At 30.3% G+C, this 25,620-nt stretch carries 15 protein-coding genes; 9 read left to right on the forward strand and 6 right to left on the reverse strand.

Translation table 11 applies throughout. The features are described 5' to 3' along the window. Positions 1-46: 46 nt before the first annotated feature. The 5 genes from H5J23_RS09965 to H5J23_RS09985 are packed head-to-tail and all read left to right on the forward strand — an operon-like array spanning position 47 to position 7,040. Complete coding sequence (locus H5J23_RS09965) at positions 47-2,302, forward strand: Orn/Lys/Arg decarboxylase N-terminal domain-containing protein (protein ID WP_023051772.1); 2,256 nt, start codon at positions 47-49, stop codon at positions 2,300-2,302. Positions 2,303-2,321: 19 nt separating this feature from the next. Next, positions 2,322-3,785: a basic amino acid/polyamine antiporter gene (locus tag H5J23_RS09970; protein WP_023051773.1), complete on the forward strand. Its 1,464-nt coding sequence runs from the start codon at positions 2,322-2,324 to the stop codon at positions 3,783-3,785. A gap of 18 nt (positions 3,786-3,803) precedes the next feature. Beyond that, positions 3,804-4,727 (forward strand): citrulline utilization hydrolase CtlX, encoded by a 924-nt coding sequence (ctlX, locus tag H5J23_RS09975; protein ID WP_040406141.1) that lies wholly within the window; start codon positions 3,804-3,806, stop codon positions 4,725-4,727. Between the two features lie 18 nt (positions 4,728-4,745). Next, on the forward strand, positions 4,746-5,624 hold the full coding sequence (gene hdcA, locus H5J23_RS09980; protein ID WP_023051775.1) for a histidine decarboxylase, pyruvoyl type: 879 nt from the start codon (positions 4,746-4,748) through the stop codon (positions 5,622-5,624). A gap of 30 nt (positions 5,625-5,654) precedes the next feature. Beyond that, positions 5,655-7,040, forward strand: coding sequence for a basic amino acid/polyamine antiporter (locus H5J23_RS09985; RefSeq protein ID WP_023051776.1), 1,386 nt, complete (start codon positions 5,655-5,657; stop codon positions 7,038-7,040). Between the two features lie 41 nt (positions 7,041-7,081). Here H5J23_RS09985 and H5J23_RS09990 read toward each other — a convergent pair whose 3' ends face one another. Beyond that, positions 7,082-9,160, reverse strand: coding sequence for a transporter substrate-binding domain-containing protein (locus tag H5J23_RS09990; RefSeq protein WP_185891950.1), 2,079 nt, complete (start codon positions 9,158-9,160; stop codon positions 7,082-7,084). 257 nt (positions 9,161-9,417) lie between these two features. Here H5J23_RS09990 and gap point away from each other — a divergent pair, with 257 nt between their 5' ends. Both gap and pgk read left to right on the forward strand, forming a co-directional pair. Continuing rightward, the gene (gap, locus tag H5J23_RS09995) at positions 9,418-10,425 is read left to right on the forward strand and encodes a type I glyceraldehyde-3-phosphate dehydrogenase (RefSeq protein WP_040406130.1); all 1,008 of its coding nucleotides are present in this window, start codon (positions 9,418-9,420) and stop codon (positions 10,423-10,425) included. Between the two features lie 109 nt (positions 10,426-10,534). Next, positions 10,535-11,734, forward strand: coding sequence for a phosphoglycerate kinase (gene pgk, locus H5J23_RS10000; RefSeq protein ID WP_185891952.1), 1,200 nt, complete (start codon positions 10,535-10,537; stop codon positions 11,732-11,734). A gap of 282 nt (positions 11,735-12,016) precedes the next feature. On the opposite strand, the gene H5J23_RS10005 is transcribed toward pgk, so the two are convergent. From H5J23_RS10005 to H5J23_RS10020, 4 genes are all read right to left on the reverse strand, one after another. After that, positions 12,017-13,423 carry an HTH domain protein gene (locus tag H5J23_RS10005; protein WP_023051780.1) on the reverse strand — a complete coding sequence of 469 codons (1,407 nt, stop codon included), beginning with the start codon at positions 13,421-13,423 and terminating at the stop codon, positions 12,017-12,019. A gap of 23 nt (positions 13,424-13,446) precedes the next feature. Then, a complete protein-coding gene (locus H5J23_RS10010; protein WP_185891955.1) occupies positions 13,447-14,415 on the reverse strand; it encodes a type I phosphomannose isomerase catalytic subunit in 969 nt (322 codons plus the stop codon). 135 nt (positions 14,416-14,550) lie between these two features. Next, positions 14,551-16,416, reverse strand: a complete 1,866-nt coding sequence (locus tag H5J23_RS10015; protein WP_370523834.1) for a bifunctional UDP-sugar hydrolase/5'-nucleotidase — start codon at positions 16,414-16,416, stop codon at positions 14,551-14,553. Then, on the reverse strand, positions 16,416-17,543 hold the full coding sequence (locus H5J23_RS10020; RefSeq protein ID WP_185891957.1) for a YibE/F family protein: 1,128 nt from the start codon (positions 17,541-17,543) through the stop codon (positions 16,416-16,418). Before H5J23_RS10020 ends, H5J23_RS10015 begins: the two co-directional genes overlap by 1 nt. 145 nt (positions 17,544-17,688) lie before the next feature. Between H5J23_RS10020 and H5J23_RS10025 the strand changes: the two genes are divergently transcribed. Both H5J23_RS10025 and H5J23_RS10030 read left to right on the forward strand, forming a co-directional pair. Continuing rightward, positions 17,689-17,838 carry a hypothetical protein gene (locus H5J23_RS10025; protein WP_185891959.1) on the forward strand — a complete coding sequence of 50 codons (150 nt, stop codon included), beginning with the start codon at positions 17,689-17,691 and terminating at the stop codon, positions 17,836-17,838. Between the two features lie 117 nt (positions 17,839-17,955). Beyond that, positions 17,956-18,519: a HutD family protein gene (locus tag H5J23_RS10030; RefSeq protein WP_185891960.1), complete on the forward strand. Its 564-nt coding sequence runs from the start codon at positions 17,956-17,958 to the stop codon at positions 18,517-18,519. A gap of 193 nt (positions 18,520-18,712) precedes the next feature. Here the strand turns inward: H5J23_RS10030 and H5J23_RS10035 are convergent, their stop codons facing one another. Beyond that, a complete protein-coding gene (locus H5J23_RS10035) occupies positions 18,713-25,612 on the reverse strand; it encodes a DUF11 domain-containing protein (RefSeq protein WP_185891962.1) in 6,900 nt (2,299 codons plus the stop codon). Positions 25,613-25,620 lie beyond the last annotated feature (8 nt).

A 25,620-nucleotide genomic window follows, 5' to 3' on the forward strand; every position in this document is an offset into this window, starting at 1 on the left:
CGTGAGTTAAAATTTTTTTGTTCTAACAATTAAGGAGGTTTTTTTTATGAAGTCTGTTGATTATTTAAATTGGTCCTTATTAGTTTTTCACGAGTTAGATTCAACTTATGAATCTTCTAAACAATTAGATATCCTTTTAGAATCTTTCACTACTTCTTTTGTTGACAATGAGACTGATTTTAAAAGAGTTTATATGTCTAATAAAACTCTTTCTGGAATTATTTTAAATTCCAATGAAAATTTAGAAGAATTAGTTAAATTTGTTAGAAAAACAAATCCAAAAATCCCAATTGTTGTGTTAACAGAAAACGGTTCTTCAAATATCCCATTACAAATTTTAAATTCAATAAATCTTGTAATAAATATTTTTGAAGATAGCATCTCTTTTTTAGCAGGTCAAATAGAATTAGAAATTGAACGATATCTTGAAGCTATCAAACCTGTCTTTTTCGGTAAATTAATGGATTATACTCAAAAATTTAAGTATCCTTGGCATACGCCTGGTCATGCTGGTGGACTTATGTTTATGACTAATCCAATTGGAAAAATGATGTTTGACTTTTATGGAGAAAACACTCTAAGATCAGACCTTTCTATATCAGTTCCAGAATTAGGTTCTCTTTTAGATGATGAAGGTCCTGTTAAAGATGCTGAAAGTAATTCAGCTAGAGTTTTCTCTGCTGATAAAACTTACTATATTTTAAACGGAACAAGTTCAGTTAATCAAGTTATTTGGAAAGGTAGAGTTACTAAAGATAACTTAGCTTTTGTTGATAGAAACTGTCACAAATCCCTAAATTACGGAATGGTTATAACAGAAGCTATCCCAATGTATATGATTCCTAGAAGAAATAGTTTAGGTATAATCGGTCCTGTTAAATTAAATGAATTTACAAAAGAGTATATTAATAAAATAATTGAGGATAATTCAAAATTAACTGATGAACAGAAAAAACAAAAGATTAAAATGTCAGCATTAACAAACTCCACTTACGATGGTCTTTGTTATAACGTTAACAAAATAAAAGAAACTTTAAATAATAATGTTGAAAATCTACATTTTGATGAAGCTTGGTATGCTTATGCTAAGTTCCATCCTATATATAAAGATCACTATGCTATGACTGAATCTGATAACTTTATCGAACATCCACCAATTTTTGCGTCTCACTCTACACATAAGTTATTAGGAGCATTTTCCCAAGCTTCTATGCTTCATGTTAAAGATGGAACTAAAGATAAAGTTGATTTTGTAGTTTTCGATGAAGCATATTTAATGTATGGGTCAACATCACCACAATATAGCATGATTGCTTCTTTAGATGTATCTACAGCTATGATGGATTTTTCTGGTAAAGAGTTGATGAATGAAACTATTTTAAATGCTATTCACTTTAGAAAAAGAATTGCTAAATTAAATAAAGAGTATGCTAGTTTTAATCAATGGTTTTTCTCTTTATGGCAACCAGAAAAAGTTTTATACAATGGAATTTTAACAAATTTTGAAGATGTTCCAGACAAGTATCTTCTAGAAAATCAAAGTTGTTGGACTTTAGATACAGATAACAATTGGCATGGATTTAATGATATCGAAAAAAATTATGTTATGCTAGATCCTATTAAACTAACACTAAAATGTCCAGGTTTAAAAGTAAATGGTGAATATGAAGATATTGGTATTCCTGCTTCTATTTTAAGTAACTATATCATCGACAGAGGAGTAGTTAATGAAAAAACAGATACATATTCACTTTTATTCCTTCACTCTATTGGAACTACTATAACAAAACAAGAAGCTCTTATCAAAGTTTTAATGGACTTTAAAAAGGATTTTGATAAAAATACTCCTCTTGTTGAAATATTCCCAGATTTAGTTAATTCTTATCCTGAAAAATACTCTAACAAAGGATTAAAAGATCATTGCTTAGATATGCATAAATATATTATAGAATCAAAACTTCTAGAACTTATGGATAAAGCATTTCAGATTATCCCTAAACAAGAGCTAACACCTGCTGAAGCTTCTAGAGAGGTATTTAGAGGAAACATTGAGCATGTTCCTGTTAAAGATTGTATGAACAGAGTTGCTGGAGTTATTGTGGTTCCATACCCACCAGGAATTCCAGTTTTAATGGGTGGAGAAAAAATTGATGAAAACTCAAAATCTATTTTAGATTTTCTTTTAGCAAGAGAGGAGTTTGAAAGAGTTTTCCCTGGATATTTCAGTGATATCCATGGAGTTGAAGCGTTTATTGACAATGATGGAGTTAGAAGATTCCATACTATGGTTATAAAAAATTAATTTTTAAGGAGGGTTTAAAATGGCTGACGATAACAAAAAACTTGGTTTAGTAGCTCTTACTGCCGTTGTTATTAGTGCTATGATTGGTGGTGGTGTATTTAACTTACCTCAAAACATGGCTCAATCTGCTGGGGCTGGAGCTATTACTATTGCGTGGGTTATAACTGGTGTGGGGATGTGGTTTGTTGCTAATACATTTAGAATTTTAGCTGAAGCTAGACCTGATGCTACAACTGGAATCTATGCCTACGGTGAACTTGGATTTGGAAACTTTACTGGTTTCCTTATGGCTTGGGGTTATTGGATTTGTAACTGTTTCGCAAATATTGGCTATGCAGTTTTATTAATGGATTCCCTAAACTATTTCTTCCCTGGATATTTTACTGGTGGAAATAATTTCAACTCAGTAATTGGTGGATCTTTAGTTATTTGGATTATCTACTTTATCGTTTTAGCTGGAGTTAAGGGTGCTACTTCATTAAACACTATTGGTACTATTGGTAAATTGGTTCCAATTGTATTATTCCTACTTATTACAGCTTTCTTCTTTAAGGTTGGATTCTTCTTCACTAACTTCTGGGGTACAGAAACTATAACAACTCTTTCTGATAAACCTCTTGGTAGTCTTTTAAGTCAAGTTAAAGGTACAATGCTTGTAACTTTATGGGTATTTATTGGAATTGAAGGAGCTGTTGTTGTATCTGACAGAGCAAAAGATCAAGCTGAAGTTGGTAAAGCAACTCTTTTAGGATTCTTAGGATGTTTAATTCTTTATGTTTTATTATCTTTACTTCCACTTGGACATTATTCTCAAGGTCAACTTTCAAATATGGCAGCTCCTTCAACTGCAGCTGTTTTAGGTGGAATTGTTGGTCAATGGGGAGATTGGTTAATGAATATTGGAGTTATGATAGCTATATTAAGTTCTTGGCTTGTTTGGACTATTATGCTTGCTGAGTTACCATTTGCTGCAGCTAAAGGAAAAACATTCCCAAAAGCATTTGCTAAAGTAAATAAAAATGATTCTCCATCATTCTCTTTACTTATTTCTAGTATTATTATGCAAGTTACTATGATTGTCGTTTATTTCTCTAATAACGCATGGAATTTAATGTTAAGTATTACAGGAGTAATGGTTTTACCTTGTTATATTGTTTGTACTGCTTATCTATGGAAAATTGCAGCTAAAAATGATAATTATCCAACTAATATATTTGCTAGCAGAAAAAATGCTGAAATTACAGGATTATTAGGAACTATTTATGGTTTATGGCTTGTTTACGCAGCCGGATTAAACTACATGCTTTTAGCAGCAGTTATATATGCTATTGGTATTCCATTCTTCATGAAAGCTAGAAAAGAATTTGACCCTAGTAACCCTGAATTCAATAAAGAAGAAAGAATTTTCTCTATTGTTTTATTCATATTAGGAATTTTAGGACTGATATATTTAATCATGAACTATAAAGCTTTATTAGGTTAATGAAAAGAGATGAGTATGATGAATAGTCAAATAACAAGTAAAGTTCTAATGATTAAACCTGTTAAGTTTTATTACAATGCACAAACTGCAGTTAATAATGCTTATCAAAAAAATCTTGAAGAAAATCCAGAACTTGTAGAAAAAAAAGCATTAGACGAGTTCGATGCTCTTGTTAATAAAATGAAAAGTGTTGAAATTGAAGTGGACGTTATTCAAGATACGTCCACTCCATATACACCTGATAGTATTTTTCCAAATAACTGGTTTAGTTCTCACAAAAATAATACTCTTATTATTTATCCTATGTTTGCTGAAAACAGACGACTAGAACGAACTAAATTTCTTCCAAATTTAAAAAAACTTTTTTTAAACGAAACTATAAATATTATAGATTTAACATCTTTTGAAAAAGAAAATAAATTTTTGGAAGGAACAGGAGCTTTAGTTTTAGATAGAATCAATAAAATTGCTTATTGTTCTCTCTCTCCTAGAGCAAATGAAGATGTTTTAGATGAATTTTGCAAACTAACTAACTATAAATCATTAAAGTTTCACTCTGCTCAAAATTTCAATAATATCTCTACTCCTATTTATCACACTAATGTTATGATGGGAGTCACTGAAAATTTTGTTGTAGTTTGTCTAGAATCTATTTCTAATTTAAAAGAAAGGGATGCTTTAAAAAACTCTATTTTAAATTCGAAAAAAGAGATTATTGATATCTCTCTTAATCAAGTTTTAAAGTTTTGTGGGAATGTTTTAGAGTTAAAGAATTCTCATGGAAAACGTTATACACTTATGTCTAAATCAGCTTTTGAAGGCTTTACAAAAGAACAAATCGATGTAATTAAAAAAAGTTCTGAAATTATTTATTCAGATATTTCTACCATTGAAACTTATGGTGGTGGCTCTGTAAGATGTATGATTGCTGAACTTTTTTAAAATAAAGGAGGAACAAAAATGAAAATTGACAAAACTGCGATTAGCTTTTATGAGGATTATTGTGATGGATATGGAGCTCCTGGTTCAACTGGAAACGGATACGTTTCAGTTTTAAAAGTTTCTGTAGGAACAGTTCCTAAAACTGATGATATTTTAATAGATGGTATTGTAGCTTATGATAGAGCTGAGGTTAATGATGCTTATGTTGGACAAATCAATATGTTAACTGCTTCATCTTTTTGTGGTCTTGCTGGGCAAGTTTGGGGATACGACTTAGCTAAACATGATTCAATTGCTGAAGATTCTAATCCAACAGTTTTAGAAGTACCTCAATTTGACGGTTCAATTTTAAAAGTTTATGATGCTAAACCTCTTTTAGAAGCTGGTGTTGAACTTTTTGGAACTGAATCTAAAAGAAGATTTACTCCACTTCCTGGATCACATATGATTTGTGCTAATAAAGGCGTTACTGCATATAGACCTACAGAAAATAGAGAGTTTAAAGAAAATGAAGGATATGGTGTTTGGTGTTTCATCGCAATCTCTATAGCTAAGGACAGAGATAAAGATGCCAGTCTATTTATAGAAGATGCTGGAATCTGGACTGAAAATGATAATCCAGAAGATTTAAAAAAATTCTTAGAAGATCATAGAAAAGCTATTGTTTGGTCTGTTGTTGAGTGTGGAAAAGATTCTCATGTTGCATATGATAGAACTTATGTGGGATTTGCTTATACTATCATGAAACCAGGAGAAATTGGAACATCTTTAACTTGTGGACCATATGTTACTTTAGCTAGAAAAGCCGTTCCTGAAAAAGGATTTGGAGAGTTAAACAACCTAACTCTTTCTCAATGGCTAGATGTTCAAGGATTAGAACCTATTGTAAAAAAATAGTTCTAAATATTTAAGGAGGTTTTGGCTATTATGGAAAAAAAGAGCTCTTTAGGAATTTTTACATTATCAACAATTGTTGTTGGTTCTATGATTGGTGGAGGAATATTTAATATGCCTAAAAATATTGCTCAATCGTCATCGGCTGGAGCTGCCATGATTGGATGGTTAATCTCTGGTATTGGGGTTCTTTTTTTAGCCAAAACCTTTCAAATCTTAGCTAGTGAAACTCCTGATGTTACAGATGGAATTTATAAATATGCCAAAGAGGGATTTGGAACTTTTTCAGGTTTTCATTCTGCCTGGGGATATTGGATTTCAAACGTTATAAGTAATGCCAGCTACCCTGTTCTTTTAGTTCAAACTTTAAATTATTTTTTTCCTAGTATTGGACCTATCAATAGTTTTAACGGTATTATTTTAGGAAGTGTTTTAATTTGGATTGTTATTGGAACTGCCCTTGCTGGAGATGTTGGATTAAAATTTATAAATGTCTTAGCTACAATAGGTAAAGTTGTAGCTATTTTTTTAGGTGTTATTATATTGTATATTGGATTCACTAGACAGATATTTTTTAAAGATTTTTGGGGTGGTTCATTTAATAACGCATCTATCTTTTCTCAAGTTAAAGGTTGCATGCTACAAACGTTGTGGGCTTTTATTGGAATAGAAGGTGCTGTTGTTATTTCTGACAAAGCTTCAGATATTAAACTAGTTGGAAGAGCCACTATGATTGGATATTTCATATCTTTATTTTTATATGTTTTTATTGTACTTTTAAGTTATGGTGTTTTAAGTGATGCTGAACTAGCTGCACTTAAAGACCCTGCCCTATCTTATATTATTGAAGCTGTTATTGGTCCTGTTGGAGCTACTTTAGTTAATGTAGCTGTTTTAATATCTGTTGGAGGAGCTTGGCTTAGCTGGACTTTTTTAACAGCAGAAATACCATATAACGTAGCTTTGGATGGACTTTTTCCTAATTTTTTTAAAAAAGTAAATAAAAATGATGCTTGTTCTGGGGCTCTTTTTACAAATGGTATCTTAAAGCAGATTGTATTTTTTCTTTCATTATCTGCTCAAAATGCATATCTTGTTATTACTAACTCTGCATCATGTATGATTCTTATTCCTTATATTTTTTCATCGTTATTTTTAATGAAAATTGCAATTAAACATGCTCATAAAAAATGTTTTTATTGGGGAATAGGTGGAGTTATTTATGGTGCTTGGATGATTTATTCATCTGGATTAAGTTATGTTTTCCAATCTTTAACTATTTATTCTTTGGGAACTCTTTATTTTTTATTTGATACCAAAAGAAAAACTGGATATTTTTTTCAAAATATTAAGGAAAAGCTCATATCTTTTATAATTCTAACTTTAGGGTTTATTTCATTTTACAGTATAATAACTTAATTTAAAATAATAAAGGGAACAAAATATTTTGCTCCCTTTTGCTATATATTTGAATTGAATAATCTTTCAAATTTGAATTCATTTTCTAAAAATATTTTTACTATATTTGGATCAAAACTTTTTCCACTTTCATTTTTTATTATCTCTATCGCTTTTTCATGAGTAAATCCATCTTTATAAACTCTCTTTTGTCTCAGTGCATCATAAACATCTACAACTGATACAATTCTAGCTTCTAGTGGTATTTCTAATCCCTTTAAGCCACAAGGATAACCACTTCCATCCCATTTTTCATGATGATATCTTGCTATATTTTCAGCCATTATACTTACACCTGACTTTTTTATGATTTCATAACCTATCTCTGGATGTTCTTTTATTACTTTAAACTCTTCTTCTGTTAATTTTCCTGGTTTTTTAAGTATACTTCTATCTATACCTATTTTTCCAACATCATGAAGTGAAGCAACTCTTCCTATCTCTTCATAGAACTTTTTACTACATCCAAGTTTATTAGCTAAAAGTTCTGAGTATAAATTTAACCTTTTTATATGATTGCCTGTTTCAAGATCGTTAAATTGATTTACTGCCTCTAAAGACGACACTAAAGATAACATTAAATCCTCATATTTTCTTTTCTCTACTAAGTTTTTTCTTCCTTTATATAATAAAATAAAACTGATTAACAAAATTCCCATTGAAAATATAAGAATTTTTTTAGATTTATCTGTTTCATAACTATTTTTTTCTAAATAAATATTTTTACTCATATTTTCATTTAAAAAACTAGCTGAAATATCTTTTAAAGCTTCATAAAGTTCTTTTTGCTCACTATTTACAACCATAGATACATCATATTTTTTATCTAAAATACCTGCAATTTTTATCTCTTTATCATAGCCAGTGTTATATAGTTTGTTAATCAATGTTTTATAATCACCAATACTATAATCTGCCTCTTTTCTTTTTACTTTCTCTATTGTTTCATCCATATCTTTAGCATAAATAAAGTTTTCTTCTTTTAGAAACTTCCTTAAATAATCCATATAATATGAATTCTCTACAACAGCAAATCTCTTCTTTCTTGCTTCTACCAAATTATTTATAAACCCATCCTCTTTTCTATTAAAAATAACAGGAGTTAATGTGTAATATGGATTTGTATAATTTTCATTATCTCTTATACTACTCTCTATTGTTGAGGCAATTGTTATATCATTACTTTTCCAATCCTCCTCTTTTGAATAAAAAATTTTTCTTACTTGAATACCTAAAATTTCTCCTACATCTTTTAAATACTCAATTGCTAAACCTTTTTCTTCACCATCTTCTATATAATAAAGAGGATAATTAGTTTTTTCTGTTGGAAAAACCACACTTATTGATTTATCTTTTAAATTCGTATATTTATCTCCAAATTTATCTTTATAATACTCTCTTCTAGAGTCACTTATCATATTTTTTAATGTTTCTGGTGAAATCTCTTCAAAATATCTCTTTAAATTTTTATAGAGCTTTTTTTCACTTTTTGGAACTGCTAGCGTTGTTACCATGATTGGAATTCTGCTTAACTCTATTTTACTTAAATTATCCTTAAATCCATATTGATTATCCGCTACAAATCCATCAACTTCACCATCTTTGAGCATTTGTAAACCTTTTTCTCGAGTTTCTATATCTATTATTTCACTATGCAAAAAATCATATTTTTCTAAAAATTCTCTATCTAAGTATGTTCCTTTAATAACTCCAACTCTTTTTTTATAAAAATTTGTAATATCTATAAAGTTATTATTTAAAAAATACATATTTGCTTTTAAATAAAAAAATGTGGGAATAAAGTAATACTTTTCTCTTCTTTCTTCATTTTCTATTAAATCCATTATTAAAATGTCTTTACCTTTTTCCATATCTAAGATCAGATTTGTATCTAATTCTTTCAAATTTAAATTTATTTTCTTTTTTTTATTAATGTCCTCAAATATTTTCGGATATAATCCTTTATACTGATTTTTTTCTTTATAGAAGAAAAAACTATTTTCATTTTCCAATAAAACTACATGCTCTTTTCCCATTAAAGTTGTACATAATAAAAAAGAAAAGAGTAGAAATTTTAGCATGTGTTCGATCTCCCCCTAATTTATTTTTTTTAATTATACTATAATTTTAATGAAAAAGTAATCATAAAAAGATTAATTTTAGTTCCCATGAATAAATTGACAAATTAACCAAGATAATATATCATTAAGACATAAACAAAAGCATTTTAGAAAAAAAGAAAAAAGGAAATACAGATTTATCTTGTATTCTCTAAAAGATGTACAAATATTTATCGAACTTAATTTAAAAAAAATATAAATTTTTAGGAGGTTTCCAAATGGCAGTTAAAGTAGCGATTAATGGATTCGGAAGAATTGGAAGATTAGCATTAAGATTAATGATGAACAACCCTGAGTTTGAGGTAGTAGCAATAAACGACTTAACAGACGCAAAAACTCTTGCTCACCTTTTCAAATATGACTCAGCACAAGGTAGATTCAACGGAACTATCGAGGTTATCGAAGGAGGATTCTCAGTTAACGGAAAAGAAATTAAAGTTTTAGCTGATAGAGATCCTAAAAACTTACCATGGGGAGAGTTAAAAGTAGACGTTGTTCTTGAGTGTACTGGATTCTTCACTTCTCAAGAGAAAGCTGGACTTCACTTAGAAGCTGGAGCTAAGAAAGTTGTTATATCTGCACCTGCAACAGGAGATATCAAAACTGTAGTTTATAACGTAAACCACCAAATTTTAGATGGTACAGAGACAGTAATTTCTGGAGCTTCTTGTACAACTAACTGTTTAGCACCAATGGCTAACGTATTAAACAATGAGTTTGGAGTTGTAGAAGGATTAATGACTACTATCCATGCTTATACAAACGACCAAAACACATTAGATGGACCACACGGTAAAGGAGATTTAAGAAGAGGTAGAGCTGCTGCTGCTAACATCGTTCCTAACACAACTGGAGCTGCAAAAGCAATCGGATTAGTAATCCCTGCACTAGCTGGAAAATTAGATGGAGCTGCTCAAAGAGTACCAGTAATCACTGGATCATTAACTGAGTTAGTAACTGTTTTAGAGAAGCCAGTAACTGTTGCTGAAATCAACGCTGCTATGAAAGCTGCTGCAAACGAGTCATTCGGATACACTGAGGAAGAGTTAGTATCTTCTGATATCATCGGAATCGAGTTCGGATCATTATTTGATGCAACTCAAACAAGAGTTATGACAGTTGGAGATAAGCAATTAGTTAAAACTGTTGCTTGGTACGATAACGAAATGTCTTATACTGCTCAATTAATAAGAACTTTAAAGTACTTCGTAGAAATTTCTAAGTAATTAGAGCATCTAGGAAAAACAGAATAAACAGAATAGCGGGACTATTTAGTTCCGCTTTTTTTTAAGAAAATATAAGTTGTTTATAAAAATTTTGGGAGGTTCATACAAAATGGCAAAAAAAATTGTAACTGATTTAAATGTAGCTGGTAAGAAAGTTTTAATGAGAGTTGATTTTAACGTTCCTATGAAAGATGGAAAAATCACTGACGAAAACAGAATCGTAGCTGCTTTACCAACTATAAAGTATGTTTTAGAAAATGGAGGAAAAGTAATCGCTTTTTCTCACTTAGGAAAAGTTAAAGAAGCTGCTGACTTAGAAAAAAGAAATATCGAGCCTGTTGCTAAGAGATTAGCTGAGCTTTTAGGACAACCTGTAACTTTCATCAATGCTACAAGAGGAGAAGAGTTAGAAAAGGCTGTTGCTAACTTAAAAGATGGAGAAATCTTAATGTTCCAAAACACTAGATTTGAAGATTTAGATGGTAAAAAAGAATCTAAAAATAATCCAGAGTTAGGAAAATACTGGGCTTCTTTAGGAGATTTATTCGTTAACGATGCATTTGGAACTGCTCACAGAGCTCATGCTTCTAACGTTGGAATCGCTGCTAACATTGGAGAAGGAAACACTGCTGCTGGATTCTTAATGGAAAAAGAGATTAAATTCATCGGTGGAGCTGTTGATGCACCAGAAAGACCTTTAGTTGCTATCTTAGGAGGAGCTAAAGTTTCTGATAAAATTGGAGTTATTGAAAACTTATTAGTTAAAGCTGATAAAATATTAATCGGTGGAGCTATGATGTTCACATTCTTTAAAGCTTTAGGAAAAAATACAGGAAAATCTCTTGTTGAAGAAGATAAAGTTGAGTTAGCTAAATCTTTATTAGAAAAAGCTAATGGAAAGATTATATTACCTATCGATACTGTAATCTGTAAAGAGTTCTCTAATGATGCACCTCACTCAGTTGTATCTGTAGATGCAATTCCTGATGACGAGATGGGATTAGATGTAGGACCTGCTACAGTTAAATTATTTGCTGATCAATTAGTTGGAGCAAAAACAGTTGTATGGAATGGACCTATGGGTGTATTTGAAATGTCTAACTACGCTAAAGGAACTATCGGAGTTTGTGAAGCTATAGCTAACTTAGAGAACGCTACAACTATCATCGGTGGAGGAGACTCTGCTGCTGCTGCTATCTCTTTAGGATTCGCTGATAAGTTCTCTCACATCTCTACTGGTGGAGGAGCTTCTCTAGAATATTTAGAAGGTAAAAAATTACCAGGTGTAGAATCTATTTCTAACAAGTAATATATAAATAATTTAAAAATTAAGACTACCACATTAATTTTTAGAACAAAAAAAGGACGTTTTATCAACGTCCTTTTTCTATTTTAACCTTTAAACTATTTAAATTAAAATACTTTAATAAAAAAAGAACTCCGGGGGGTGGAGTTCTTCTGGAATTTTTCTCAAATATATATTAGGGGGAATATATTAGAGAAAAGGATTTGTACATATAGAGTATCATTTTTGAGGTAGCATGTATATATACTTTTTTTAACTCTTTTTATATCATAAAAAACACATTTATTACTTTTTAAAATTTTCAAATCTTTTATCTAAGACATATTCTATGAAACACCTTTGAATCTCTCTTAAACTTAAAGTATTTACTTTTCTTAAAGTTTTTATACTATAACTTTCTGTATCTGATATTATTAAATTATAACTATCAATCTCTTCTTTACTTTTAAATCTAAACTCTAAAAAAGATTCTGTTGTAAAGGATATTTTAGGATAAAAAACTTTCATAGCTTCTATAACTCTTTGACTGTATTCATTATCAATATTTCTTGATACACTTAATACTTTAAAACCCTCAACATATTCTTCTAACATAAAGAAATTTGTTATACAACCTGCTAATCTTAAAACATCTGAATAAATCATATCTATGCCCAATTCTTTCAATATTTCTTCAACTATTTGACCTAGTCTTTTACATCTCTCAGAATTTGGACTTTTTCTAACCCATAAAACTCCATATTTTTTATCTAAGTATCCCATTGTATAGCATGTTACAAGTTGACTACATAACTTTTTCTTCTCTTTATCATCAAGCTTAAATATCTCTTGAACTTTATTAATAAATTTTTTATAACTCTCTTTTAATGGATTATTTAAATCACAATTATATCTAATCTTTAATGCTACACTTGCTAAAAATCTTTTAAATTCAGAGGAAAATACTATTGGCGTAATTATATTTTCCATCTCTAGTAACGTTTCATTAAATTCCTCATGATTTTCAATTCCATTTATTTCATAATTAATAGGTCCTTTTATCTTTTCAATTATTGCCATTGTATAAATAGCGTAATATGAAAATGAGGATTTTTTTAATTTAAATTTTTCTGTTATTTGAGAATATACCTTTAAATACTCTTTCTCTTCTAAAATATCTATCTCTTCTAATAGCTCTTTTCTCTGTTTAGAAAGGAACTCTCTATCTATAAACAATTTCATTATTTTTTCACAAAGTATATTGTATAGATTACCTTCATTAATCTCTTTAAGAAAAATCCCCTTAGAATTTCTAGATTCAACCTTTATTCCCTCTTCCTCTAAAAACTCTCTTACCTTCTTCAAATCTTTGATTGCTGTGGTTCTTGAAACACCCATAGCTTGTCTTTCTTTTTCCAAATTAATATATCCATCTAAAAGTAACCTTATACAATATATATCTTGTCTTTCTCTAGATGAAAGAATATCTAATTTTGAAAAAAATTCTGAAAATTTCTCATCTCTATTTTCAAGACTATATATATTATTTACTTTTCTTATTGGTTTTATTCCTTTTTCATGTAGGTATTCATTAAGTACATTTATATTTCTTTCTATAGAATTAATATCTAAATCCACATATTTTGTTATTTCATCTAAATGGATATCTCCATGTAACAAAACTTTTAGCAGAGCTATTGCTTTATTTGACATATACCATCCCCCTAAAATTTTATTTATATATAGCTTTTCATAACCTCTAATTTCCCACTTATTGTAACTGATGTATTTGCTGGTATAAAGTATGTATCACCTTTTTTCACTTCATACTCTTTTTCATTAGATTTTAATTTTCCCTCTCCGTCAAGTATTGAGTATATTTTAAAGTTTTTATAACTTTCATCTTGGAATATTCCATTAACTAATAGTCTATCAATAGAAAAATACTCTCCTCTTATTAACTCTTCAACAGTTGCATCTTGAACTCTTATTTTTTCTCTTGAAACCTCTGAACTTATCTCTACATCTTTTCCAAATTCAATTACATCCATAGCTTTATCTAAATGTAGTTCTCTTTTTACTCCATTTACTTCTCTATCAAAATCATATATTCTATAAGTTGTGTCTGAGTTTTGCTGTATCTCACATATTAAAATAAATCCCTCTAAAGTTCCATGGACAACTCCAGGTTTTACATCTATAAAGTCGCCTTTTTTTACACTTACCTCATTAAATAAACCTGTAAAATCCTTTTTATCTACTTTTTCTTTATATATCTCTGGTGTAATCTCTTTTTTTAACCCTAATATTAATTTAGCATCTGAACTAGCTTCCATAACATACCAAACTTCACTTTTACCAAACTCTTTTTCTACTCTTAGTGCATATTCGTCACTTGGATGAACTTGTACAGAAAGCTTATCGTTGATATCTAAATACTTTATTAAAAGTGGAAACTTTTCTCCATATTTTTCGATAATCTCTTTTCCTACAAGCTCTTCTCTATATTTTTTAAATATATCCTCTAGACTTTTTCCTTCTAACTCGCCGTTTTCAACATAAGACATCCCTGCTGGATGACAGCTCACTTCCCAAGATTCTCCATATAACTCATCAGTAGGTAATTGAAATCCTAAAGTTGTTTCAAAACCTCTTCCACCCCATATTTTTTCAACTAAATTCTTTTTAAATTTTAATAGATACATCTTTCCTCCTAGAACTAACACATATGATATATATTAAGTATATAATTTTCTAAATTCCCTTTATTGTATCTTGATTTATTGAAAAAGTAAACAAAAAAGAGGAAAAAACTTCCCTCTTTTTTGCTTTTACTACTATTATATGTTATTTATGTTTATTGATTGAACATTTAATGTTCTTCCATCCTCAGACATTGGTACTTTTATTTCACCTGTTCTGATTTTTTCAATAACAGCATCCTTTCCAGGAACATTTTCTTCAAATCCAATTATCGACCAGTTGTTATCAACTTTTGGATTTAATTCACCTTTTAAGTTTTCTTGTACATATCTTACAATAAGATCTCTAATTCTTCCTCCATCTTGTAATTCTTCATAAGAATCATAATACTTATCCTTATCTGTTACAAGTCCTAAGTTCATTAAAGTTCCAAATCTATAGTTATTTACAGCTACCTTATATGTTTTATTTGGATCTATTGGCTGACCATTTATTGTTGCATCAACGATTCTTTCTCCAGCTGGCTTAGATATATCAACTTTATAGTTTACTCCATCAAACATATCATAGTTATATCCTCTAACTTTTGGATTAAATGATATAGTTACATCTCCTGGCTCTGTTTGATTATAATAGTTCATTGACCATTCCATATACTTAAGTAAATTTTCACCAGTCATATTTACACCCATTAAAGTATTTGTATACTTATAGATAAACGCAACATCTTTCTTTTTGAAATCTCCTGCATTTAAGTTTGAATCAAAATTAAATACTGCTGCTGCTGAAACATCTGATTTTGCAAAATGATTTTGTACTTCATTTATTAACTCAATTATTGCATTATCCTCTAATTGAGAAGTTGGCATTGTTGTAACTTTATCTTCTCCAGTAATATAATCTGTTCTTTCTATAAATTTACCATTTACTTTTCCTACCACTTTGTTTGCATCTGCTCTTGATTCATCATGAACATTTTTAAATTGATCCAACATAGATTTATCAGCTTCAACATCTTTAGTTTCCACATTTTTAGCTACGATATCTTTAACTTCCCACTTACCATCTTTTTTAACAACTTTGATTTCTCCATTAGAAACTCCCCATCCGTAAGCACCTGGCTCAAGAACTGTTGTTCCATTTACATCAGTTACATATCTAGCATGCTCATGACCTGCAAATATAAGATCAAATTGAGGATAAGCTTGTGCTAAATCAAATACACCAGTTTTTCCGTACTCATCTTTTCTTCCTAAGTGGAAAGCTCCTACAAGTACATCATATTTTCCTTCTAATTCATCTAAAGTTTCTTTTACTGCTGTCATTGGATCTTCAAAAGTAAGTCCTTTAAAATGCTCTGGAGCTGAAGCTTCCCACATAGGAACATGAGGTGGAATTCCTCCTACTAAAGCTACCTTTACTCCTTGAACGTCATAAATTTGGTATGGTAAAACAAATTTTGATCCATCATCTTCATTCTCTATGTTTACAGAGATTACCGATCCTTTGAAATTTTTAACATTTCTTAATAAGAAATCTTTTTCAAAATTAAATTCATGATTTCCTAAAATCCATGCATCATAATCCATTGTATTCATAGCTTCAACCATAGGATGTGTTTCTAAGTTATTAAATAACTCAGCACTATTATCTTGAACAGTATCTCCTATATCCATTAAAATTAAGTTTGGATTTTTTTCTCTTAAGTTTTTTACAATTGTATAAGTTTTTGCAAATCCTGCACTTTTATCTTCAGAATCAATTCCATACTCATACGGATATATTCTTCCGTGAACGTCAGATGTAGCTGCGAAAGATAGTGTAACCTCCTCTGGTCCTGCCTCTCCCTTTGTAATAACTTTTTTTTCTAGATTAAGTTTATTTTCTTTATACTCCTTAACCTCTGTGTTTGTTGCTGTTTTAGGTGTTTCCTCTTTTTTTCCACAACCAATTAAAGCCATAGATAAAAGAGCTCCTAAAACTAAGAATTTAGTGCTTTTCACTATTGTTCCTCCCCTTTTCTTTTTATTAATAATATTGAAACAACTGCTGTTATTGGTACAGTTGCTATTATACCTATACTTCCTGCTAAAGCATTGACAATTTCAATTGCTATAGCTGGTATGTTTATAAACTGTTGATAAACCATTCCATAACCCCATATCATCATCATTAAAGGCAATGATCCTCCTGCAAAAGCAAGTATCAATGTATTTATCATTGTTCCCACAATATCTTTTCCTATTACCATTGCTGAATGAAATAACTCTTTTGAAGTCAGGCTTTTTTTATGTTGATATATTTCATTTACAGATGACGATATCGACATAGCCACATCCATAACAGCTCCTAAAGAAGCTATCAATATTGATACAAATAATAACCCCTCTATTTGAAGCTTAAAATCTCTTGTTATATAAAGTAGTTGCTGTCCCTCTGATAAATTTAGTCCACTTAAACTCATTATTTTTCCAAATCCATAAGAGATTAATCCTGCAATAGTTATTCCACTTATAGTTCCTATTATTGCTGAATATGTTTTTCTATCATATCCACCTATTAATAAGAAGCTAACTACTATTATTATAGAAGATAAAAGTATTGAAGTTGATACTGGATCCACACCTTTAAATAAAAGTGGCAATAGTACATATATTATCATTGATCCTGTAAAAACTAAAGCCAAGAGAGACTTCACTCCCTTCATTTTACCTAAAACTAAAACAGCTCCTATAAATATTGCACCTAAAAGATATATAGCACGATCCCTTTTTAGATTGTATAGCCAAACTGTAGTTTTTTCTTTTTCTTCTCTAACTGTGAATATAGCTTTTAATCCTACATCTGCATATACATTGTGAAGAGCACTTAAGGAATTATAAACTTTAAAAATTTCTCCTTTATGTTTTCCTTCTAAAATCTTTACTTCTAAATTTTGTCCACCTCTAAATTTACCCTTTATAACAGGGTCTTTCATTAATTCTTCATCTATAACTTTAGTTACTTCACCTTGAACAAATTCTTGTGGGAATTTTGTTTTTCCTTTTAAATCCACACTTAATTTCGGTGAATAAACTGCCATTATAAAAATAGATATAACTACTAGTATTGGTAATATTGTCTTCTTCATTTTGACCTCTTGTTCTATTAAAAATCACTTTCACTAAAAATTATAACATTTTTTTAAAAAAAAATCTCTTTTTTGTTTGACTATTTCATAAAATTTTTGTATTATTATATGTGTAATATTATAACTTTTGGGGTGAGGTGGAAAAATGCTTGAAGCTAACATAAAAGAACTACTAAAAGGTAAAACTATGGACGAATTACTAGATTTAATAATTTTAGGATTAGAAGCTACTGATGGAAAAGAGTCTTTTATCAATACTTTTAATGAAGATAAACCTCTTATGGAGATTGCCTAATAACTCTCTTGATACTTTTCAAGGAGTTTTTTTATTTTTTGTAAAAATTAGCCTTGATTATTTGAAGTTTATGAGCTATATAAGTAGTGAGATTAACTTCAATATATGGAGGGCACTATGGATTATAAAATCGTTAGAAAAGAAAATCAAAAAGAACGCCTTTGGACTGGGGGAGTTTCTAAAGAACTATATATTTATCCCGATGGTTCAACTATTAATAGTCCTTTTAATTTCAGGGTCTCAACAGCAAGTATAAATCCTGGAGAATATAATTTCACCTCTTTTAAAGGTTATAAGAGACTTCTTATTCTTTTATCAGGAAGCGTTAAATTAGAAGTAGATGGAAGAGATTATTATTTAAAACCTTTTTCTCACATATTTTTCTCTGGAGATAACCACACAAGTAGTTTAGCAGATGAAATAAGCATTGATTTCAATCTTATTTTTAAAGAAAATATCAATCTTTTAGATTTTAAAATTGTTGAAACAGAGTTTTCTGGAAATAGCTTATCTTCTAAAGCAATTAATATTTTTTATAATTTAGAAGATAATCGTCATATTCGTGTAAATAATAATGAGTATACTTTAGGAAAAGAGGATACTCTTATTGCATGTGGAAACAACTTTAACATAGAAGGTAGTGGTAGAGGAATCATTTTATCTTTAGATATAAAAATATAAATAAAAAGCCCCTTATTCAAAGGGGCTTTTTATTTTAAATTACATTTCTCATAAACATCATTGTAAGTAAAATTAGCATAGTAATTGTGATTTTTTCTTCCAATTTAAAACTCCTCCTATTTTTACTAATCACTATATTCTATCACTGATTCATTACTTTTTCAATGTGTTTGTATAAACATGATATTTTCTATCAATTATCCTTTTTTTCAGGGTTTTTTAAAGGCGGTAATTTCACTCCAAAGTTAAACTTCATCATAACTTTTCCTAAATGACGAACTCTTGGATTTTCAGTTGTAAATTCCGCTCCTTTTGGTAAAGTAGTTGGATCCACCTTTATGATATAGTTCTTTCCTAAAGTTTCCGGTACAGGAGGAACATGATATCTTCCAAACCTATCTGTTTCTACAACTATTCCTTCTGGAGTTGCTAGTCTCACTCCTGGTAATCCCTCTTCTTGTATTCCATTATTTAATATAAAGATTTCAAGTATTATTTTATTATCTTTATTTTTTATTACTCTTTGAGTTACTACTATATCTTGACTAGTCATTCCCTTTATCTTATCTCCTGTATGATTTGTTATAACTTCACCATTTCCTTGTTGAGTTATATCAGTTCCACCAAATGTCTGAACTCTTACATTTGCCATTATAGGTTTTACTAACTCTTTTCTTATAACAACCATATTATTTGTTGCTGGTTCTAATTCTGATACTCTTCCCTTAATATTTCTTATCGTTATTGTTTCATAATTATCAGCAAAAGAGTATATTTTTCCATCTTTAGAAACTGTTGTTGTATTTTTTACATAATATTCTTTTGGAATATTAACTGTTATATGAGATTTTTTTGCATCAGCATAATCTTGAATTCCATCTCTATCTCTATCATGGAAAACTTTTCCTATAACTGTTGTATGCTCAAATATTGGATCTGCTACTATATCAATATCAACAGAATCTGTATTCGAAACATTTTCTTTGTTTTCATTTTTTACAACAGCTATATTTTTATATGTTCCTGGTTTTACACCAACTCCCACTTTTAATAAGTATTTTATAACTATTGTTTCTCCAGACCCTATTTGTGATATTGGTCCAATCTCTATCTCTTTTGTTCCTGTCACTGAAAGTTTTTTCTGTACATATCCATCTTTTAACTCTTGAACAGCAGAACCTTCCACATACGTAAATCCTGGAGGTAATTTATCTGAAATAATAATGTTATCAACTGGATCTTGTCCCATATTTTTAACTTCTATTGTATATGGAACAAACTTTCCAATTGAAGCTTCTTCTACTTCTACACTTTTACTCAATACTAAATCAGCTTCCCTTCTTCCTATTACAATTACAGCTTTTCTTAATTCTCCTTCTGAAGTATTTTGAGATGAATCTATTGGAAGAAAATCATATGTTGCTATTCTATTATTTTTAGTAAAGTTTCCTTCTGAATTTACTGTGGATAAAAATACAAAGGATATAGCTGTTCTAGCAGGTATTTTCTCTGCAAAAGTAAAACTGCTTGTTTGGACTGTTATTTCTAAATCTGTAGGACTTGGTAAACTTCGAACTGCTCTTTGGGATGCTAAGCTTACTCCTAGTTGTTCAGGTGTATAAAAATCTTTAGTTCCACTATCCAAATCTGTTATAACTATTCCTGTAAACTCGTTCTTACTAAATGCTGGATTTCCATTGTCATCCTTTATAGTTTTTCCATCTAACTGGTGATTAACAAGAATATTTTTCCCTTTTAATTCAGCCTTTCCTGTATTTATTAAACTTAAATAATGAATTGCTAAATCTCCTGGGAAAATAACTGGTGGATTGCTATTCTTTTGATCTATATTATTGAAATCAGTAATTATTCCATTTTCTTGTTTTTCAATTTCAGTGGTATCATTTAATGTATCATTATAAGAAAAAACATCATGTCTTAATGTCACTGAAGGCTCATCATACTCTATTACTACTTCGTCTCCGTTATTTACTGAGTTTATTATTGTTGGATTTGGATAATCTTTTGGTACCATCACTTTGTAACTTATTGTTACCAACCCTGGGCTTGTTCCTACTTGCGCTGGTACTGTTACTTTTCCTCCTGATTCTCCAAATATATCTCCCGATAACGTTCCACCCACTACTGTTACTGTTGGCTTTGTTATTAGAGGATTATTTAGTAGTGTATCTTTTACTAGATAATCTTTTCCTTCTACGTTTGTATTATTTGTTAATGTTATTGTATAGATTATCTCATCTCCTGATTGTACTACTTGGCCTGTTTTATTAGATGTTTTCTCTATTAAAACTTTTGGCGTATCTATCGGTACTTTTACTTCAGAGTTTAATACCTTATTTGGTATTTCTGTTATCCCTGGTGGTATTACTGCTGGTACCTTTACTTGATACGTTATTGTTACTTTTCCTCCATTTGCTCCTATCTTATCTATTATTCCTTTTGGATTTCCACTTGCATCTTTTTCAAATAGATTTCCTGTTAATGTTCCTCCTGTTGCGCTTGGTGATACTATTACATCACCGCTCTCTATAAAGCTTTCTAATAAATTATCATACACTCCATAGTTCTTTGCATCGACTTTCGAATTATTTGTTAACTCTATCGTATATGCTATTATATCTCCTGGTTGCGCTGTACCCTTTTCACTTGATGTTTTTAATGCTGTTACTTTTAGCGTATCTATCGGCACTTTTACTTCAGAGTTTAATACCTTATTTGGTATTTCTGTTATCCCTGGTGGTATTACTGCTGGTACCTTTACTTGATACGTTATTGTTACTTTTCCTCCATTTGCTCCTATCTTATCTATTATTCCTTTTGGATTTCCACTTGCATCTTTTTCAAATAGATTTCCTGTTAATGTTCCTCCTGTTGCGCTTGGTGATACTATTACATCACCGCTCTCTATAAAGCTTTCTAATAAATTATCATACACTCCATAGTTCTTTGCATCGACTTTCGAATTATTTGTTAACTCTATCGTATATGTTATTACATCTCCTGGTTGCGCTGTACCCTTTTCACTTGATGTTTTTAATGCTGTTACTTTTGGCGTATCTATTGGTACTTTTACTTCAGAGTTTAATACCTTGTTTGGTATTTCTGTTATCCCTGGTGGTATTACTGCTGGTACCTTTACTTGATACGTTATTGTTACTTTTCCTCCATTTGCTCCTATCTTATCTATTATTCCTTTTGGATTTCCATTTGCATCTTTTTCAAATAGATTTCCTGTTAATGTTCCTCCTGTTGCGCTTGGTGATACTATTACATCACCGCTCTCTATAAAGCTTTCTAATAAATTATCATACACTCCATAGTTCTTTGCATCGACTTTCGAACTATTTGTTAACTCTATCGTATATGTTATTACATCTCCTGGTTGCGCTGTACCCTTTTCACTTGATGTTTTTAATGCTGTTACTTTTAGCGTATCTATCGGCACTTTTACTTCAGAGTTTAATACCTTATTTGGTATTTCTGTTATCCCTGGTGGTATTACTGCTGGTACCTTTACTTGATACGTTATTGTTACTTTTCCTCCATTTGCTCCTATCTTATCTATTATTCCTTTTGGATTTCCATTTGCATCTTTTTCAAATAGATTTCCTGTTAATGTTCCTCCTGTTGCGCTTGGTGATACTATTACATCACCGCTTTCTATAAAGCTTTCTAATAAATTATCATACACTCCATAGTTCTTTGCATCGACTTTCGAACTATTTGTTAACTCTATCGTATATGTTATTACATCTCCTGGTTGCGCTGTACCCTTTTCACTTGATGTTTTTAATGCTGTTACTTTTGGCATATCTATCGGTACTTTTACTTCAGAGTTTAATACCTTATTTGGTATTTCTGTTATCCCTGGTGGTATTACTGCTGGTACCTTTACTTGATACGTTATTGTTACTTTTCCTCCATTTGCTCCTATCTTATCTATTATTCCTTTTGGATTTCCATTTGCATCTTTTTCAAATAGATTTCCTGTTAATGTTCCTCCTGTTGCGCTTGGTGATACTATTACATCACCGCTTTCTATAAAGCTTTCTAATAAATTATCATACACTCCATAGTTCTTTGCATCGACTTTCGAATTATTTGTTAACTCTATCGTATATGTTATTACATCTCCTGGTTGCGCTGTACCCTTTTCACTTGATGTTTTTAATGCTGTTACTTTTGGCATATCTATCGGTACTTTTACTTCAGAGTTTAATACCTTATTTGGTATTTCTGTTATCCCTGGTGGTATTACTGCTGGTACCTTTACTTGATACGTTATTGTTACTTTTCCTCCATTTGCTCCTATCTTATCTATTATTCCTTTTGGATTTCCATTTGCATCTTTTTCAAATAGATTTCCTGTTAATGTTCCTCCTGTTGCGCTTGGTGATACTATTACATCACCGCTTTCTATAAAGCTTTCTAATAAATTATCATACACTCCATAGTTCTTTGCATCAACTTTCGAATTATTTGTTAACTCTATCGTATATGTTATTACATCTCCTGGTTGCGCTGTACCCTTTTCACTTGATGTTTTTAATGCTGTTACTTTTGGCGTATCTATCGGTACTTTTACTTCAGAGTTTAATACCTTGTTTGGTATTTCTGTTATCCCTGATGGTATTACTACTGGTACCTTTACTTGATACGTTATTGTTACTTTTCCTCCATTTGCTCCTATCTTATCTATTATTCCTTTTGGATTTCCACTTGCATCTTTTTCAAATAGATTTCCTGTTAATGTTCCTCCTGTTGCGCTTGGTGATACTATTACATCACTGCTCTCTATAAAGCTTTCTAATAAATTATCATACACTCCATAGTTCTTTGCATCGACTTTCGAATTATTTGTTAACTCTATCGTATATGTTATTACATCTCCTGGTTGCGCTGTACCCTTTTCACTTGATGTTTTTAATGCTGTTACTTTTGGCATATCTATCGGTACTTTTACTTCAGAGTTTAATACCTTATTTGGTATTTCTGTTATCCCTGGTGGTATTACTGCTGGTACCTTTACTTGATACGTTATTGTTACTTTTCCTCCATTTGCTCCTATCTTATCTATTATTCCTTTTGGATTTCCATTTGCATCTTTTTCAAATAGATTTCCTGTTAATGTTCCTCCTGTTGCGCTTGGTGATACTATTACATCACCGCTTTCTATAAAGCTTTCTAATAAATTATCATACACTCCATAGTTCTTTGCATCAACTTTCGAATTATTTGTTAACTCTATCGTATATGTTATTACATCTCCTGGTTGCGCTGTACCCTTTTCACTTGATGTTTTTAATGCTGTTACTTTTGGCGTATCTATCGGTACTTTTACTTCAGAGTTTAATACCTTGTTTGGTATTTCTGTTATCCCTGATGGTATTACTACTGGTACCTTTACTTGATACGTTATTGTTACTTTTCCTCCATTTGCTCCTATCTTATCTATTATTCCTTTTGGATTTCCACTTGCATCTTTTTCAAATAGATTTCCTGTTAATGTTCCTCCTGTTGCGCTTGGTGATACTATTACATCACTGCTCTCTATAAAGCTTTCTAATAAATTATCATACACTCCATAGTTCTTTGCATCGACTTTCGAACTATTTGTTAACTCTATCGTATATGTTATTACATCTCCTGGTTGCGCTGTACCCTTTTCACTTGATGTTTTTAATGCTGTTACCATTGGTTTTAATATTACCACGCTAGCTTGACCACTGCTTGTCACTTGCTTATTTGGAATCTTTCCAGTAACTGTATTATTTATATTATCTGTATCTCCAGTAAAACTATATACTCTTATCTTTAAATTATACTCTATTTCTAACCTTTCACCTATTTCTAATCTTGGAAGTTTGCCAGATTCCGAAGTTAACTCAAATTTTCCTGTAGAATCATATGTTAGTGTTACTGGCACACTATTAACAATAGTTCCAGTACCACCTGTTAATGTAGTGAATTTTTTGGCTACAACATTTGTAGCCATTGATTCCACTTTATTTAAATCTACTTGATCTGAAACAGTATATTTAGAATTATCATCAGCTCCTAAAGGATAGTTCCCTGAATTTTTTATTACTAATCTATATTTTATTTCATCACCTTGAGAAAAAATTCTTTGCCCATTTGTATCTAAAGTTCCATTTAAAACTTCTTTCCCCACTGCTAAATTAGGAATTAATTGTAAATAATTTCTTGCTCCATCTCCGCTACTTGTTGTATTATCTAATGTTGTGAAAAGTATTGATGCCGGTGTTGTTGCTGTTAAATCTACCTTATATATTTTATTAGTTCCTGAGGGATTATAAAACATATTTGTTCCAGCCATAAAAATTGCAACAACTGTTCCTCCATCAGTTGTTAACCCTGTTCCAGCTTGAGTTGGTCCTATTAATCCTAATCCTGATTTTTCATAATAATATAGTGTACCGTTATTTGTTATTAGATAAAACCTTTCTTTTCCATTAATTTCAGTATAACCCCAGTCAGCATGACTTAAAGTTCTATTCCCTATATTTGTTGCTGTTGCTGCTCCATTTACTATTGATAATCTATATATATTATTATCTCCAGCTACATACATATTTCCATTTTTATCAAAATCTCCAATATATATTGATTCATTTTTAGTTACTCCTGTTATTTTTCCTATGGAAAATCCCACTGTTTGTCCATCTTTACCTATTTTTATTAAATTATGACCTGAATCAGTTACCATTTGAATTCCATAAATATAATTATCACTAGGATTATAACCAAAAGCATTATTGGTGTTCCCACCGACATTTAAAAGCTTTGGTGTTATACTATTAGATCCATTTACTAAATTCTTTTTGTTTACTATTATATTCCCAGATCCTCTATCTTGAATTATAAATCCATCTCCTTCATTTGAATCAAAACTACTTGTTATCGCCCTATTCTTTTTGATTACAGGAGGAATAGGTTCTTCAGAACCATCTGGTTTCATTCCTTCTGGTATTGCAAAAGTAATCATTGATAATATATTAAATATAACAAATAATATGAAGCTTCTTATGCAACTTCTATACTTTAACTTCATAATAACCT

Source organism: Cetobacterium sp. 2G large (assembly GCF_014250655.1).
GTDB classification, from domain to species: domain Bacteria; phylum Fusobacteriota; class Fusobacteriia; order Fusobacteriales; family Fusobacteriaceae; genus Cetobacterium_A; species Cetobacterium_A somerae.